Source organism: Chitinophaga sp. (genome assembly GCF_035538455.1).
Classification (GTDB): domain Bacteria; phylum Bacteroidota; class Bacteroidia; order Chitinophagales; family Chitinophagaceae; genus Chitinophaga.
Map to the genome: position 1 here is coordinate 23,411 of NZ_DATLKJ010000270.1, position 14,152 is coordinate 37,562.

Genomic DNA, 14,152 nt, shown 5'->3' on the forward strand with positions numbered 1-14,152 from the left:
TTGACAACCAGGAACAGTGAGAAAATATTGAACAGCGAGATATGAAGAGACTTGTTTTATTGATCGCCGGGGCGGCTCTTGCCCTGCCGCCGGCACAGGCTCAGAAAAAGAAGAATACCGACAGCAGCGTTGCCGTAATCACTTACGGCTTCCGCAGCAATGGCAAAGACCACGGCAAAGAGCTCCGGCTATTCATTGACCATGACCGGGCCCACATTGTTTCTGGTGACGACAAACAGAAAGAACAACAATTCCTCCGTCTGGATGAAAAAAGCACCTACCAGGTACTTAGCACTCCTAACGGAGAAACCTATACACTGAAAAAACCGTTCTCTGAATACGCCCAGGCAGAACTGCTGCCGGATACGGCCTACATCCTCGGTTATCCGTGTAAAAAGGCAAAGCTTTTCATCCGTTCCAACACCATCGAAGTCTGGTATACCAACAGCATCCCGCTGAAGGGCACGCCTAACCTTACTATTGCTCCGGGATTGGGACTGGTGCTTAAAATAGTGCGCAACGGCAATAGTGAAATCATTGCCAAACAGATCACTTACCGGAAGATCACTCCCGTTGAACTGGGATGGCCCGCCACGCTGGGCCAGCAGGTAGATGACGCCGCTTACATGCGCCAGGTGATAGACAGCCGTTATACGACCCTGCCCATATTTAACCAGGAGCAGATCAGCTGGGGCAACAACATCAACAATCCCGCCGGGGAACAATCCGGGTACACCTACCGCTATGCTGGCGGAACCGTGATCCTCAAAAAAGTGAAGCTACCGGCTCCGCGTAAGGGCGAGACGCTGTTTGCGGAGCTTACGCAGTACTCTAACGGCGATGCCTATGACAGAACAGGCTCTGTATTCATCATTCCTATGGATAAGGCTACCTCTTTCCTGGATGGCCTGCAAAAGGGCGTAGGCGCGTTGCCGTTATTCACTGCCAGCAACGGTAAGAAATACCAGGGCATGACAGCAACTGACAACTATCTCCCTGCTCTTGAAATCATGCGCTTCTTCACGCCTTTCGGCGTAAGGCAGTTCAATAACCAGGTGAAGATAAAAGGCTATAACTGGGCAGATTCCATTATCTACAAGCAAGACATCACCGAACTGCAACAAAGCCTCCAGGGCGATGTGTGGCTGGGTGTTTATATTGGTAACTACGATAAGGGAGGGCATAAAGTAAGCCTGAGTTTCAAATATTATCCGGGAGATGAGGAAGAGGAAAACCGCCCCTCCCCTAACTGGATCTATCCGGTGTTCAATACCACCAACCTGATGGAGATGGCCGGACAGGAATACCCTACACTCTTTGATAAAGATTCGCTGAACGTAACCGTTAATATTCCGGAAGGCGTTAAAAACCTTCAGCTGCGTTACATTACAACAGGCCATGGCGGCTGGGGTGGCGGCGATGAATTTAATCCGAAGCAGAATGAAATATTTATGGATGGCAAGCGGATATACCATTTTATTCCCTGGCGCGTGGACTGTGCCACCTACCGTCTTTCCAACCCGGCTTCCGGTAACTTCGGCAACGGCCTCTCCTCTTCTGATCTGAGCCGCTCCAACTGGTGCCCGGGAACACTCACGGCACCGGTTACCATCTCACTGCCGGATATGACACCTGGTGTGCACACCATCAAAGTGGCCATCCCACAGGGTAAACCGGAAGGCACCAGCCAGAGCTTCTGGAATGTTTCAGGAACACTGATCGGAGAAAAATAACAGGAAGGACGGACAATCATTATTTTTGCGCCATGAGTTTTCAGGATATTTTCAACGGCCTGCAGCAGGGACTACACGATATGACCTGGCTGGAAGCCATCGCGGTAACATTTGCAGTGCTGTCTGTCCTCTTCCAGAAAAAGAATAATATCCTGGTATATCCTACCGGCATTATCAGCACAGGGATCTATACATACCTGCTCTCCAGGGAGCATTTTAAATTATATGCAGATGCAACGCTTAATGCCTATTACCTGGTGATGAGCGTATACGGCTGGTTGTACTGGGCTAAGAGAGGCCCGGAACAGCCAGTTGTACGCATCACCCTCAGCAATACACGCGAGCTGATCACCGCTACACTGATCGCCTTGCTGGGCTGGGCGGTATTTTACCTGCTGCTGGTGAATTTTTCGGACTCCAATGTTCCGGTGATGGATGCCTTCGTGTCTGCCACAGCCTGCGGCGGAATGTGGCTGCTCGCCAAGCGCAAGCTCGAGAACTGGATATGGCTCAATGTCTCCAATTTTGTAGCGGTGCCGCTGCTGTTCTATAAACATCTTTACCTGACCGCTTTCCTGACTATCTTTCTGTTTATCGTGGCGGTATTCGGTTATATTAGCTGGAAGAAAACAGTGCATGAACAGGAAATATTGCATACATGAAAAAAGTAGTTGTCGTAGGGCCTGAATCTACAGGCAAAAGCACACTTAGTGAAAAACTGGCCGCCCGTTTCAAAACTGTGTGGACGCCGGAGTATGCACGCACCTATATTGATCATCTCGACCGGCCATATGAAAGGCAGGATCTGATGGAAATAGCCAGGGGGCAGCTTTTGCAGGAAGAGCAGCAAGCTGCTTTGGCCACCAATGACCTGCTGATATGCGATACTGATCTGTATGTGATAAAAGTATGGAGCGAGCATAAATACAATGACTGCGACCCTAACATTCTGGACGCCATTGCCAGGCAGCGTTGCGATCATTACCTGCTTACCTATATTGATCTGCCCTGGGAAGAAGATCCGCAACGTGAATATCCAGACCCGGAAATGAGGCAGTATTTCTACAACATTTACAAAGATATAGTTACCCAGTCAGGCGTAACCTGGACGGATATACGAGGTAGTTACGAAGAACGGGAAAAGCTTGCGATTGCTGCTGTTGAGCGTCTTCTAAAAGGAGCCTGAACTATTCTCTGCCGGTAACAAGTGTAGCGATATCAGGATCTCCGGAGATGTTGCGCATCTGTACCAGTATTTTGCGCTGGCGGTAGGCTGTGATCCTGGCAGGCGGATTAACTGTGTACTTCACCGGGTTGGGCAGGCAGGCCGCTATCATGGCAGATTCTTCACGATTAAGGCTGGCGGCGTTTTTATTGTAGTAAGCCTGTGCAGCTGCTTCAACACCAAAGATGCCATCACCCGTCTGTGCAACGTTGAGATATACTTCCAGGATACGTTGTTTTCCCCAGATCTTCTCTATCATAAAAGTGAAATATACTTCCAGACCTTTACGCACCCAGCTGCGGCCCTGCCAGAGGAACACATTCTTGGCCACCTGCTGACTGATCGTGCTGGCGCCGCGAATTTTTTTGCTGTCCTGGTTGTGTTTCATCGCTTTCTCGATGGACTTGAAATCGAAGCCGTCGTGATCCGGGAAGAGCTGATCTTCACTTGCTATAACGGCGAGCTTGGCATGTTGCGAGATTTCGTCGTAGCCAGCCCATGTTTTATGGAAATGCTTATCTGTTCCCCAAAGGCTGACCCAGTTTGAGATCATGGTGATCGTAATGGGTGGATTCACCCATTTCAGTATGATGATGTAAACAAAATGTGCAATAAACAAAACCAGCAGTACTCTCTTCAGTCTCCTCCACGTTCTGGGAACAATGCCTTTTAAATTCATCCGCGTAGGTTTAGAAAAATCGGGCCGAAAGTAAGAACTTTTTAAATCAATTAGTAATATGTAAGTTGTAAATTTGAATATGCTGTTAAATGTACACCCGGATAACCCGAATGCCCGCCATATCAAAACGATCGTGGAATGTCTGAAAGACGGAGGCATCATCATATATCCAACAGATACGGTATATGGGCTTGGCTGTGATATTACCCAGCATAAAGCTATTGAACGGATTGCGCAGATTAAACATATCGATTCCAGGAAAGCACAGTTTTCTTTTATCTGTTATGATCTCAGTCACTTGTCTGACTACGCTAAGAGTGTGGATACGCCAGTGTTTCGTATGTTAAAGAAAGCATTGCCGGGACCATATACCTTTATTCTGCCAGCCAGCAAAATGGTACCGAAGTTGTTAAAGACAAAGAAAGATACTGTGGGTATCAGGGTGCCGGATAACAATATCTGTCGTACTATCGTAAAGGAATTGGGGAACCCGATTATGAGCACCTCGCTTCCGATAGAAGACTATGTAGAAGAATATACGGACCCTGAGATTATTTATGAAAAATTCGGGAAGCTGGTGGATATTGTTGTTGACGGAGGTCCGGGCGGCATAGCCTTTTCGACTGTTGTGGATTGCACGGGGCCGGAGCCGGAACTGATCCGTGAAGGATTGGGCAGTTTTGAAGCTATTTCTTAATCAGGAGGACTTATGAGATATGTTTTGACGATATGTTTGCTGTTTATTTCCCTGTTGACATTGCAGGCGCAGACATTTTCATTGAAACATGTGACATTGCTTCCACCCGTAAAAAAGCCGCTTGCAGCGCTACCCGCGGAAAAACCAGTGAACCTGGTATTCAGGCCTACGCCAGATTCGTATTACAATCAGCACTTTGGTTTCTTCTGCAAACAGGAATGGTCCTTTCAAAAGCGTACAGGCGTTCCTGTCAGGATCAGATTGGGAAGCCTTTCTACAACGGAGCGTTTGGAAGGGAAAAGCAGGTATTAGCTTACCTTTTCCGCATTGACATTAAATAGAACCCACCGCATTGTATAGCAGCGCCTAATAAAAGCCAACAAAAGAAGTAAACTCCCATCTTAGGTGTGAACATGAAATGGAAAGAAGGGCTTGTGTGACAGACATAAATAGTCGTAAATATCAGCATAGCCAAAATTGCAAATATCAAGGCATACAAGGATAATTTGCTGTTTGATAGATTTCCTTTATAGAAAAACAGAAAGTTCAACACAATAGGCGTAATCCAATAGTGATCACCGTCTATCATAAAATTGCCTGCCGGTTGAAAACTCCCCTTTATGATCGAGCAAATTGAGTTAATAGTTCGAACTTTCCTTTATCAGCTTCACGAAGGGCATGTAAATATGCTGCACGATATTCACCTGTATTCACAAAATTTTTAGCGCCCCATGTAAATACATTCCCTCTCAGTACCTTTTCAATTAAGATATCGGCCATCAAACGTGAATGCCTTCCATTTCCATTAGCAAAACAATGGATAGAAACAATGCGATGTTTAAACCGCACTGCAATTTCATCAGGCAAAAATGTCTCATGCTCAATCCAATACCTGCAATCATCCAGTAATTGCCTCAATTCAATACTTATCTGGTATTTATCCACACCGATATTCTTATTGGAATTGCGGAAACTTCCAGCCCAGTTCCATACATCTCCCAACATTCTAGTATGAACTGAGCGAACAAACTCCTCAGTTAATACCTCTGTCACTGTGAATCTTCTATGGCGCGTAATTGTCCATCGAACAGCATCCTCAATATTACGCTGTTCCAACTCATCTAATTCCCCACGAGTTGTAATGTTCGGAATTCTCAATTCCTCTTTTTCATCCTCATCAAGTGGAGTTTGTCCTTCATCATATTGAATGTCTAATCCCATAGTTTTTTCGACATTTCTCTTTTAAGTTCATCAGCCATTTCGCTAATAGCTTGTTTGATCCTTGTTGGCGAATTTTCCTGATCCTCTAGTTTCATTGTAATAGAAGTACGGTTTACGACCTCCATAGCCATTTCATAGGCCTTACGCTCAACCATTTTTTCTAATGAATCTTCTTTTGGGATAAAACCGTAAACCAAACGCATATTCAATGCTTCTGCGGCCTCTTTTAAAGATTTTAGAGATAAAGTGCCTTCTTTTTCTCGCAGCTCTAGGGCCCGTACACTTTGAGGGGTTATATTCATGCGCTTGCCTAGCTGACTTAAAGACATATTCAATGTCTTACGAATAATATTTATCCATCCCTCTTTAGGGATCATTACTTTCTGCAAAGGCATTATCGTTTGCAATTTGCTATCTAATTGCCTGATTAATAGCAAATTATTTCTTGAAGACATAAGCGACCTTATTTGTTTAATACTGTAAAATTAAAACTTAAGTATTAAATAGTATGATATTTTTTTAATCTATACTATTAAAGAATGAAAATTAGTTTAAGCGTATAGATTTAATAATAATTATAAATACTAAACTTAAAATATTAATTTTATACCCACAAATTAAGCTTATGGTATTAAAAATAGTCTTTGAATACTGGATTTTCTTCGATCAACTCCGAAAGAGAGCTAGGCCAAAGCCAATGAGAATCTGTTTTTCGTCAATATTATCGGAGGTCATATTGGGGTATAATATTTCAGGGTTTAATGAAAATACTCCATTTATTTCCCTTTCTTCTTTGGTAAATCAGCGAGGGCCAGGCTAACTAATATTTCAGGTTCAATTTCAATCAGGGCAGCAATCTTAACGAAATTTTCTAAGGTAAGCAGCCTAACATCATGGATTCTTCTATGAAGGGTAGCATAGTGAATGTTAGTATCTTTATGCACTACACTAATTGGGATGATTGTAAAAACATCCTTGAAATTCTTAATCCCTCCTGTTGTTATCACCGCTTTCACAGCTGCATATCTGCTATCTTTCATGGGTACTTAATTATATCAGAAAAAGCAGGTATTAGCTCATTTAAGACCATGCAAAAGAAGATAGGGAGCAATATCCAACCCTCTCGCTATGTCTATAATTGTGATAAGCGTAGGATTTATCTCGCCCCTCTCGTATCTTCCAATATCAGCAACTTCCGTATCACATTTCGCCGCAAGTTGACGTTGGCTCAAATTTGCCTTTTTTCTGTGGGAAAGCAGGATTTCGCCAAAATCTGAAAGCACCTTATCTGCGTCAATAATAGCCATCTGGTAGATTTAAAGCTCAAGCTACATTTCAAGATCAAACAAACATGACAACTTACAGCTGTTGAAGTTTATAATCCTTTCATTAACAATGACATTAAATAGAACCCACCGCATTGTATAGCAGCACCTAATAAAAGCCAGCAAAAGAAGTAAACTCCGATCTTAGGTGTGAACATGAAATAGAAAGAGGGGCTTGTGTGACAGGCATAAACAGTCGTAAATATCAGCATAGCCAAAATTGCAAATATCAAGGCATACAAGGATAATTTCCTGTTTGATAGATTTCCTTTATAGAAAAACAGAAAGTTCAACACAATGGTTCCAATTACATAAGTTATAGGCGTAATCCAATAGTGATCACCATCTATCATAAAATTACCTGCCGGTTGTTCAAATGGAAAATAGTCATATAAAGCGCGATACAAGAAGAAAAGCAGCGCTATTTCAACAAGGCAGGCGAATGTCAATTTTGAGATTAATTTAATCATTTAAGATCTTGTAAAAGGAGATAGGGAGCTATATCTAACCCTCTCGCTATGTCTATAATTGTGATAAGTGTAGGATTTATCTCGCCTCTCTCGTATCGTCCAATATCAGCAGCTTCCGTATTACATTTCGCTGCAAGTTGACGTTGGCTCAAATTTGCCTTTTTCCTGTATGAAAGCAGAATTTCGCCAAAATCTGAAAGCACCTTATCTGCGTCATTAATAGCCATTTGGTAGATTTAAAGCCCAAGCTGATATATTTCATAAAAAATAATGGAGTGTTTTGGCACCTCAAATGATTTATTTTATTATCTTTATCAATAGCTGCCAAAGACCAGAGTCAGGCCCTCATTTCTTCATTAATTGAACCTTTTTTCTTTTCTCACTGCGAGGAATGCTAATAGTCATGCCTATACGGGAATGCAACATCAATATCGCCATATCAGAGAAATACAAACATTAACCCTAAAACAATTTTTATGAACGAAAAACAAATGCTTATGCGCGCCTGCGCCTTTCTGGAGTACCGGAATCTCGTTTTGAGATGGGAATGTCAGCAACTGGAGAAGGAACTAAAGGAACTCATCAGGCAACTAAATCAGCTTAAAAAGCAAGGCCGCAGAAAAGAACGAAGAGTAGCATACAGTATATAACAGGGGAAAGGTTAGGATCATAGCTCAGCCTGAACTATGATCCTAACCTTTCCCTGTTATTTAAACGAAAAAATTAACGCAGAACTAAGCAGTTATTTAATTCCCAGTTTCTTTGCCACTTCAGCTGGCAATGCTTTTTTGTTTACCATGTAGCAGGTGGTTTTGTAGGCGAAATAAGGAACGGATGCGTAGAAGTAGCCCTGGCCCGGATTATCAGTGCCCCAGGAGTTTTTCACGCGGAAGTATTTGTTGCCGTTCTGGTCTTTCACCAAACCAACGATGTGCATGCCGTGGTCATCCTGTGTTTCGAAGTTATCGAAGGCTTCCTGGCGGAGTTCTGGTGTGATAGCTTTTTCTTTGCCTGGCTGCAGGAAGCTGTTCTTTCTTTCTTCAGCGGACATATCGGTCCAGTCTTTCTCCGGAACGATGGCGAGTCCTTCTTTAAAGTTGAAGCCTTTTTCGCTTACATCAGCGGCCCATGCAATGGTGTAGCCATTCATGATCGCGTTTTCGGCGATATTGGTGAAATCGTTCAGGGTTACATTATAAACGCGTTCCCAGTTCCAGTTGTCGGGAACTTCGAGTACGAACTGTGAATTATAGGGATGATGTGTGAAGGATGAGATCAGCACATAATCGTCTGCATTCAGGCCCAGTTCTTTTGCAAAGGACTGAGGCGTATAGGTTTTGCCTTCGTACTGGAATTTCTCAGGCGCTTCACCCATATAGGCGTTTGCCACGCCGTCGAAGGCTTTTTTCCAGTCAGGATTGATAGTACCCTGTGATTCGCCGATTTGCTTTGCCATGCCTTCCAGCAGGCGTTCCATCTCAGCGTGGTTATATGTTTTTACTTTATTGCCATCGTATACGCTCTGAGGTACGAGGCCGTATTCGCGGAGGCACAGCAGATCGTCGGGGAACCCGCCGCCTTCGCCAAAGTTGGCTTTACCGTGCATGCGTACGTAGTTGGCTGCTTTCAGGGAGTACATTTTGCGTACTACGAACATTTCGCTCAGATTAAGGTTTTTGCCTTTGCCGTTGCGCAGCAGTTCTGATTCAAAGAAAGAGAGTCCGGAAAAAGACCAGCAGGTGCCTGTGCGGCCCTGGTTCTGTACATCGCCGGCATCCAGGTTTTTTAAAACGGTGAATTTGTACTGGCTGCCCTCCACATTGGTGCTATTCTGTGCAAATGCTGCTGTGCTGCAAAGCATTGCTGCACACATAATCCATTTCTTCATGCTTTTAATGATAGTTTTAAGAACAAGGGTCCAAAAATAAGGGAAAGCGGATATTACTTCCCTGAAAAGATGGATAAGCGGGCTAAATTGCTACAGCCGGGGAAATTATTGTTTATTTTCATTGTACTCGCTACGGGCTATTTCATTGTACTGTTCGCGGGTGATTTCCCATTCCCACATGGTTTCATTATCGAGGGTTTTTATAGTGCCAACAAAATACATTCCTGCTTTCTGTAATATTTTGACGGAGGCATTGTATTCTTCATCTGTATGGGCAATGACCTTGTTTACGTAGGAATGCCCGAAGGCGAAACGGACAAGGCCCTGGGCCATTTCGGACCCCAGCCCTTGTTCGCGGTAATCGTTGGTGATTTCGTAGCCCATTTCCACCATACCGTTTTTATCGGGCGTACCTTTGAAGCCGCCTGCGCCGATGAGGCGTTTATCCTGGCGGTGAATGACGAGATAGAAGAACCATCCCAGCATAGACGGATCGTTACGTAATTTATCGTAAGCTACCAGCACCATTTCGGGGTATTCTGTCCAGCCTTCCGGAACGGATATTCCGAGGAGGTCGCCCAGGGTATCATTGCCGTGTAACAATGATTCGAAATGCTGCAATGAGCATGGCAACAATTGTAGTCGAGGTGTGAGGATCATTTTCTGAAACTAGTAAACTGTTTTGGGAAATGCAATAGTGTAAAAAAAGCTTTCAGGGTCCGGTCTCAGTAACGCTACTGAGGCCAGACCCTGAAGGCGAGTGCGCTCTTTAATGGGCCTGCAGCCAGTTTTCGCCGGTTCCCAGTTCTGCTTCGATGGGAACGGATAACGGGAGTGCATTCCGCATACAATCTAATATGAGGGGTTTGATTATTTCCAGTTCTGAACGATGGGCATCAAATACCAATTCGTCATGTACCTGTAGCAGCATGCGTGAGCGCAGGTTTTGTTCTTTAAATGCCTTGTGTATGGCTATCATGGCCAGTTTGATCATATCGGCGGCAGTGCCCTGGATCGGCATGTTGATGGCGTTCCTTTCGGCATAGCCCCGTACAACGGCATTGGAGGAGTTGATGTCTTTAAGCCATCTCTTCCGGCCTAACATTGTTTGTACGTAACCGTTACGTTGTGCGAACGCAATTTTATCGTCCATATATTTTTTGATGGACGGATATTGCGCGAAGTAATTATCGATAAGTGTTTTGGCTTCCGTGCGTGAAATACCGAGGTTTTCCGACAGGCCGAAAGCGCTTACACCGTAGATGATACCGAAGTTTACGCTCTTGGCATTACGGCGCATTTCAGTTGTTACGGCATCGAGTTCTACGTTGTAAACTTTGGCGGCGGTGGCGGCGTGGATGTCTATTCCTTTACGGAAGGCATCTATCATCTGTTCGTCTTCACTGATGGCGGCAATGATGCGCAGTTCGATCTGTGAATAGTCTGCTGAAAGCAGCACATACTCTTCATTGCGGGGAATGAAGGCTTTGCGTATTTCGCGGCCGCGCTCTGTGCGGATCGGTATGTTCTGGAGGTTAGGGTTATTGGAACTGAGGCGCCCGGTTACGGCCACGGCCTGATTGTAGGACGTATGCACGCGGTTGGTGCGTTTGTTCAGCAATAACGGTAACGTATCTACGTAGGTGGATTTCAGTTTGCTGAGTTCCCTGAAGATCAGGATGTCTTCTACGATCTGGTGCTTGCTCGCGAGCTTCTGGAGGACGTCTTCGCTGGTGGCATACTGGCCGGTGCGTGTTTTCTTCGCTTTCGGGTCCAGCTGTAGTTTTTCGAAGAGCACTTCGCCGAGCTGTTTGGGCGAAGCCAGTTTGAATCGTACACCGGCTTGTTCATACACGCTTTCTTCTGCGCGTTTTATTTCCAGTTCCAGTTCACGGGAGTAGTCGGCCAGCGCAAGCGTATCTATGGCAATGCCTTCAAACTCCATGTCAGTAAGCACTTTCACGAGCGGGTTTTCCACATCATAAAATACTTTCTCCAGGTTTTTCTGCGGCAGCATGAGAGAATACGGATTTAAGCTGAAGGGTGATGTCGGCACCTTCGGCGGCATATTCCTTTATTTTTTCTACTTCCACATCGCGCATGCTACCCTGTCCTTTCCCTTTTTTACCGATGAGCGTTTCAATGGAGATGGGCTCGTATTGCAGGTATTGGGCGCTCAGTGCGTCCATGCTACGGCGTCCTTCCGGCTCTATCAGGTAATGGGCGAGCATGGTATCAAACAGGGTGGCTGTGACATCGATACCATACCATTTCAGGATGAGCATATCGTATTTGATATTCTGTCCGATAAGCACGATACTTTCGTGTTCAAACAGCGGCCTGAACTCATTGAGTATGGCGCGGGCCGCGTCCTGGTTGGCCGGCAGGGGAATGTAATAAGCTTCCGCTTTGGTGAAAGCGAAGCTCATACCTACTATTTCAGCTTCGTTGGCGTCGGTACCGGTTGTTTCAGTATCGAAGCATACTTCTTTTTGCTGCAGTATTTTTGCCAGCAATGCGGCTCTTTTTTCAGGCGTATCCACCAGCTCATAATTGTGTGGTGTGTTGCCTGCGTTTTTATCCGCAGTGAGAATGTTGAGCGGCTCAGCGGTTTCTGCGGGCGCTTCTTCCGTAGTAGCCACGGCTTCGCCGAACAGGTCTGTTTGTACTACTTTTTGTTTCGCATCAGCGCCGGCGATGGTGCCGAAGCTATCGCCCAGTATTCTTTTACCGAGTGTTTTGAATTCCAGCTCCGTGAATACTTCTGTGAGCTTATCGCGATTTATATCACCAAGAGAAAAATCTTCTTCATGGAATACTACCGGTACGTTGGTGATGATAGTGGCGAGTTCTTTGGAGAGGATGGCATTGTCGTGCCCAGCCTTGATCTTCTCTCCCATCTTACCACCGATGGTATCTGCATTTGCCAGCACGTTTTCAACGGAGCCGTACTGACCAATCAGTTTCATTGCTGTTTTTTCACCTACACCGGCAATGCCCGGGATGTTATCCACCGCATCGCCCATGAGGCCTAGTATGTCTACTACCTGGAGTACATCCTGGATCTGCCATTTTTCGCAGACTTCTTTAGGGCCGAGGATTTCTTCCTTGCTGCCTGCGTAAGGCGGCTTGTAGATGAAAACATTGTCTTTTACCAGCTGGCCATAGTCTTTATCCGGCGTTACCATGTACACAGTGTAACCTGCGCCGGCCGCCTGCCAGGCGAGTGTGCCTATCACGTCGTCGGCTTCATAGCCGTCTAATTCCACTACGGGAATATTGAATCCCTCGATGATACGCTTGATGTCGGGAAGTGCGTCCAGGAGGTCTTCCGGTGCATCTTCGCGGTTTGCTTTATAATCGGTGAAAGTAGTATGGCGTTCTGTGGGCGCATGCGTATCGAAGGCCACAGCAAGGTGAGTTGGTTTTTCTTTATTTATGAGGTCCAGCAGCGTAGTGGTAAAGCCAAACTGAGCGTTGGTGTTACGTCCTGTGCTGGTGATGCGGGGATTTCTGATCAGTGCATAATATGCCCTGTAAATCAGCGCCATCGCGTCCAGTAAAAATAATTTCTTTTCCATCGCTAAACCTACAAGAATTAATTTGAATGCACAAAATTAAGATAGTACCTTGATAAACGGCATATTATAACTTTGAGCTTTTAAAACTGGAAATTATGAACAAGATATATCATTTATCCACTTGTAGTACCTGCAAGAAGATATTGGATGAAATAAAGGCCAAAGACCGTGGGTTTATATTGCAGGATATTAAAACAGAAAAAATCACCCCTGAGCAGCTGGATGAGATGCATGCGCTGGCGGGCAGCTATGAAGCATTGTTCAGCCGTCGTTCGCAACAGTACAGGCCAATGGGGTTGCATGAGAAGATACTTGCAGAGAAGGATTACCGTGAGTTGATTCTTCAGGAATATACTTTCCTGAAAAGGCCTGTTGCCATTATCGGGAACAGGATATATATCGGTGCGGAAGTGCGTAGTGCGTAGTTTCTCGCAAAGGAGCAAAGGTAGCAAAGAACACAAAGGATATTTTAAGTTAAATAAGACTGTTTGACAGTACCCAGTTATACTTCCGGACTACAAAATAGTTCTCTGCTACCTTTGCATCTTTGCGAGCGTTAAAAGCTATTTCTTTAATCCTGCTACAAATTTTCTTACTACTTCTTTGTACTGGTTCATGTCCTGCTCGTGCTGGAATGAACGGAAAGAAAAGTTTGCGGCGGCTTCCAATGCTGTTTTCAGGTTAAATGTTTCCTGGGGCAGCGAATAGAAGAACCCTTTTTCCATCAGATACTCTCCCAGATATACCTGTTCTGACTGACCCGGTGTGGGAATCAGGATAGCTTTCTTATTCAGTTTTACCAGATCCATGAGTGTGGTGTAGCCGGAGCGGCTCAACACGAGGTCTGAAGCGAGCATGGCCTCATTTAATTCGCTGGCATTCAGGTGATTGATGTGTGTAACACCTGGGGCAATCTCTTTGTGGAAAGGCGTATCCGGTTTCCCGCTTACGATAAGGGCGGTAAGCGGCAGTGTTACGATCTGATCGAGCACCAGCTTTTCCAGGTTAGAGCGTTGAGGTTCAGGGCCTGAGATCAGTACGAGCAGATCATACTTTTTCGTCACGTCCTGTTTCTCCTCAAAACGGCTGAGACAGCCTATGTAATTCACGTGTGACGGGAGTTTAGCGGGATGTGCCAGTTCGCCGGAAAGATTGTTTTCTCCTGCGAAATCCGGAATCCAGCAGGCGCCGTACTTATTAATAAAATTGTAGTTGATCTTTTGTAAAGTCCGCTCAATCCAGCCACCAAAGGGCGTTTTGATAAGAAGCTGGTGTGTTATGAAGACGGTGGGGATGTCTTTATGATGCAGGCCGAAGCGGTTATCAGAGATTA

18 protein-coding genes are annotated in these 14,152 nt (G+C 45.1%); 7 read left to right on the plus strand and 11 right to left on the minus strand.

The genetic code is table 11. The annotated features are described in order from the left end of the window. Positions 1 to 41 precede the first annotated feature (41 nt). From VM802_RS30970 to VM802_RS30980, 3 genes are read left to right on the plus strand one after another with little or no spacing between them, the layout of a single operon-like run. Positions 42 to 1,733 carry a PNGase F N-terminal domain-containing protein gene (locus VM802_RS30970; RefSeq protein ID WP_325538196.1) on the plus strand — a complete coding sequence of 564 codons (1,692 nt, stop codon included), beginning with the start codon at positions 42 to 44 and terminating at the stop codon, positions 1,731 to 1,733. Between the two features lie 32 nt (positions 1,734 to 1,765). Then, positions 1,766 to 2,395: a nicotinamide riboside transporter PnuC gene (gene pnuC / locus VM802_RS30975; protein ID WP_325538198.1), complete on the plus strand. Its 630-nt coding sequence runs from the start codon at positions 1,766 to 1,768 to the stop codon at positions 2,393 to 2,395. Continuing rightward, positions 2,392 to 2,919: an ATP/GTP-binding protein gene (locus VM802_RS30980; protein ID WP_325538200.1), complete on the plus strand. Its 528-nt coding sequence runs from the start codon at positions 2,392 to 2,394 to the stop codon at positions 2,917 to 2,919. Before pnuC ends, VM802_RS30980 begins: the two co-directional genes overlap by 4 nt. A 1-nt stretch (position 2,920) precedes the next feature. On the opposite strand, the gene mtgA is transcribed toward VM802_RS30980, so the two are convergent. Then, entirely contained in the window at positions 2,921 to 3,637 is a 717-nt protein-coding gene (gene mtgA, locus VM802_RS30985; RefSeq protein ID WP_325538202.1) for a monofunctional biosynthetic peptidoglycan transglycosylase, read from the minus strand. 79 nt (positions 3,638 to 3,716) lie between these two features. Between mtgA and VM802_RS30990 the strand changes: the two genes are divergently transcribed. Continuing rightward, entirely contained in the window at positions 3,717 to 4,334 is a 618-nt protein-coding gene (locus tag VM802_RS30990) for an L-threonylcarbamoyladenylate synthase (RefSeq protein ID WP_325538204.1), read from the plus strand. Between the two features lie 12 nt (positions 4,335 to 4,346). Beyond that, a complete protein-coding gene (locus VM802_RS30995) occupies positions 4,347 to 4,646 on the plus strand; it encodes a hypothetical protein (RefSeq protein WP_325538207.1) in 300 nt (99 codons plus the stop codon). Between the two features lie 306 nt (positions 4,647 to 4,952). Here the strand turns inward: VM802_RS30995 and VM802_RS31000 are convergent, their stop codons facing one another. The 5 genes from VM802_RS31000 to VM802_RS31020 all read right to left on the minus strand — a co-directional run bounded on the left by VM802_RS31000 (position 4,953) and on the right by VM802_RS31020 (position 7,577). Further along, the gene (locus VM802_RS31000) at positions 4,953 to 5,555 is read right to left on the minus strand and encodes a mobile mystery protein B (protein ID WP_325538208.1); all 603 of its coding nucleotides are present in this window, start codon (positions 5,553 to 5,555) and stop codon (positions 4,953 to 4,955) included. Then, the gene (locus VM802_RS31005; protein WP_325538209.1) at positions 5,546 to 6,010 is read right to left on the minus strand and encodes a mobile mystery protein A; all 465 of its coding nucleotides are present in this window, start codon (positions 6,008 to 6,010) and stop codon (positions 5,546 to 5,548) included. Before VM802_RS31005 ends, VM802_RS31000 begins: the two co-directional genes overlap by 10 nt. 321 nt (positions 6,011 to 6,331) lie before the next feature. Further along, positions 6,332 to 6,595, minus strand: a complete 264-nt coding sequence (locus tag VM802_RS31010) for a hypothetical protein (RefSeq protein WP_325538211.1) — start codon at positions 6,593 to 6,595, stop codon at positions 6,332 to 6,334. A gap of 36 nt (positions 6,596 to 6,631) precedes the next feature. Then, on the minus strand, positions 6,632 to 6,862 hold the full coding sequence (locus VM802_RS31015) for a helix-turn-helix domain-containing protein (RefSeq protein ID WP_325538213.1): 231 nt from the start codon (positions 6,860 to 6,862) through the stop codon (positions 6,632 to 6,634). Positions 6,863 to 7,346: 484 nt separating this feature from the next. Further along, positions 7,347 to 7,577, minus strand: a complete 231-nt coding sequence (locus VM802_RS31020) for a helix-turn-helix domain-containing protein (RefSeq protein ID WP_325538215.1) — start codon at positions 7,575 to 7,577, stop codon at positions 7,347 to 7,349. A 249-nt stretch (positions 7,578 to 7,826) separates the two neighbouring features. On the opposite strand from VM802_RS31020, the gene VM802_RS31025 reads away from it, so the two are divergent. Next, positions 7,827 to 8,000: a hypothetical protein gene (locus tag VM802_RS31025; protein ID WP_325538217.1), complete on the plus strand. Its 174-nt coding sequence runs from the start codon at positions 7,827 to 7,829 to the stop codon at positions 7,998 to 8,000. 92 nt (positions 8,001 to 8,092) lie between these two features. On the opposite strand, the gene VM802_RS31030 is transcribed toward VM802_RS31025, so the two are convergent. From VM802_RS31030 to VM802_RS31045, 4 genes are all read right to left on the minus strand, one after another. Beyond that, positions 8,093 to 9,238, minus strand: a complete 1,146-nt coding sequence (locus VM802_RS31030) for a C1 family peptidase (protein WP_325538219.1) — start codon at positions 9,236 to 9,238, stop codon at positions 8,093 to 8,095. 105 nt (positions 9,239 to 9,343) lie between these two features. Beyond that, positions 9,344 to 9,898, minus strand: a complete 555-nt coding sequence (locus VM802_RS31035; RefSeq protein ID WP_325538221.1) for a GNAT family N-acetyltransferase — start codon at positions 9,896 to 9,898, stop codon at positions 9,344 to 9,346. A gap of 109 nt (positions 9,899 to 10,007) precedes the next feature. Further along, a complete protein-coding gene (gene polA / locus VM802_RS31040) occupies positions 10,008 to 11,255 on the minus strand; it encodes a DNA polymerase I (RefSeq protein WP_325538223.1) in 1,248 nt (415 codons plus the stop codon). Further along, positions 11,218 to 12,819 carry a 5'-3' exonuclease H3TH domain-containing protein gene (locus VM802_RS31045; RefSeq protein WP_325538225.1) on the minus strand — a complete coding sequence of 534 codons (1,602 nt, stop codon included), beginning with the start codon at positions 12,817 to 12,819 and terminating at the stop codon, positions 11,218 to 11,220. The genes polA and VM802_RS31045 overlap by 38 nt, the downstream gene beginning before the upstream one ends. 95 nt (positions 12,820 to 12,914) lie before the next feature. Between VM802_RS31045 and VM802_RS31050 the strand changes: the two genes are divergently transcribed. Then, on the plus strand, positions 12,915 to 13,244 hold the full coding sequence (locus VM802_RS31050; RefSeq protein ID WP_325538227.1) for an arsenate reductase family protein: 330 nt from the start codon (positions 12,915 to 12,917) through the stop codon (positions 13,242 to 13,244). Between the two features lie 138 nt (positions 13,245 to 13,382). Here the strand turns inward: VM802_RS31050 and VM802_RS31055 are convergent. Then, positions 13,383 to 14,152: glycosyltransferase (locus VM802_RS31055; RefSeq protein WP_325538229.1), on the minus strand; the 770-nt coding region annotated here is incomplete at its 5' end.

Bases quoted from the DNA above. Each gene is read 5' to 3' on its own strand.
- VM802_RS31005 (WP_325538209.1), bottom strand. From the start codon at position 6,010: ATGTCTTCAAGAAATAATTTGCTATTAATCAGGCAATTAGATAGCAAA.
- VM802_RS31025 (WP_325538217.1), top strand. From the start codon at position 7,827: ATGAACGAAAAACAAATGCTTATGCGCGCCTGCGCCTTTCTGGAGTAC.
- VM802_RS31050 (WP_325538227.1), top strand. From the start codon at position 12,915: ATGAACAAGATATATCATTTATCCACTTGTAGTACCTGCAAGAAGATA.
- VM802_RS30980 (WP_325538200.1), top strand. From the start codon at position 2,392: ATGAAAAAAGTAGTTGTCGTAGGGCCTGAATCTACAGGCAAAAGCACA.
- VM802_RS30970 (WP_325538196.1), top strand. From the start codon at position 42: ATGAAGAGACTTGTTTTATTGATCGCCGGGGCGGCTCTTGCCCTGCCG.
- VM802_RS31030 (WP_325538219.1), bottom strand. From the start codon at position 9,238: ATGAAGAAATGGATTATGTGTGCAGCAATGCTTTGCAGCACAGCAGCA.
- VM802_RS30990 (WP_325538204.1), top strand. From the start codon at position 3,717: ATGCTGTTAAATGTACACCCGGATAACCCGAATGCCCGCCATATCAAA.
- VM802_RS31035 (WP_325538221.1), bottom strand. From the start codon at position 9,898: ATGATCCTCACACCTCGACTACAATTGTTGCCATGCTCATTGCAGCAT.
- VM802_RS31015 (WP_325538213.1), bottom strand. From the start codon at position 6,862: ATGGCTATTATTGACGCAGATAAGGTGCTTTCAGATTTTGGCGAAATC.
- VM802_RS31010 (WP_325538211.1), bottom strand. From the start codon at position 6,595: ATGAAAGATAGCAGATATGCAGCTGTGAAAGCGGTGATAACAACAGGA.
- VM802_RS31045 (WP_325538225.1), bottom strand. From the start codon at position 12,819: ATGGAAAAGAAATTATTTTTACTGGACGCGATGGCGCTGATTTACAGG.
- pnuC (WP_325538198.1), top strand. From the start codon at position 1,766: ATGAGTTTTCAGGATATTTTCAACGGCCTGCAGCAGGGACTACACGAT.
- mtgA (WP_325538202.1), bottom strand. From the start codon at position 3,637: ATGAATTTAAAAGGCATTGTTCCCAGAACGTGGAGGAGACTGAAGAGA.
- polA (WP_325538223.1), bottom strand. From the start codon at position 11,255: ATGCTGCCGCAGAAAAACCTGGAGAAAGTATTTTATGATGTGGAAAAC.
- VM802_RS31020 (WP_325538215.1), bottom strand. From the start codon at position 7,577: ATGGCTATTAATGACGCAGATAAGGTGCTTTCAGATTTTGGCGAAATT.
- VM802_RS30995 (WP_325538207.1), top strand. From the start codon at position 4,347: ATGAGATATGTTTTGACGATATGTTTGCTGTTTATTTCCCTGTTGACA.
- VM802_RS31000 (WP_325538208.1), bottom strand. From the start codon at position 5,555: ATGGGATTAGACATTCAATATGATGAAGGACAAACTCCACTTGATGAG.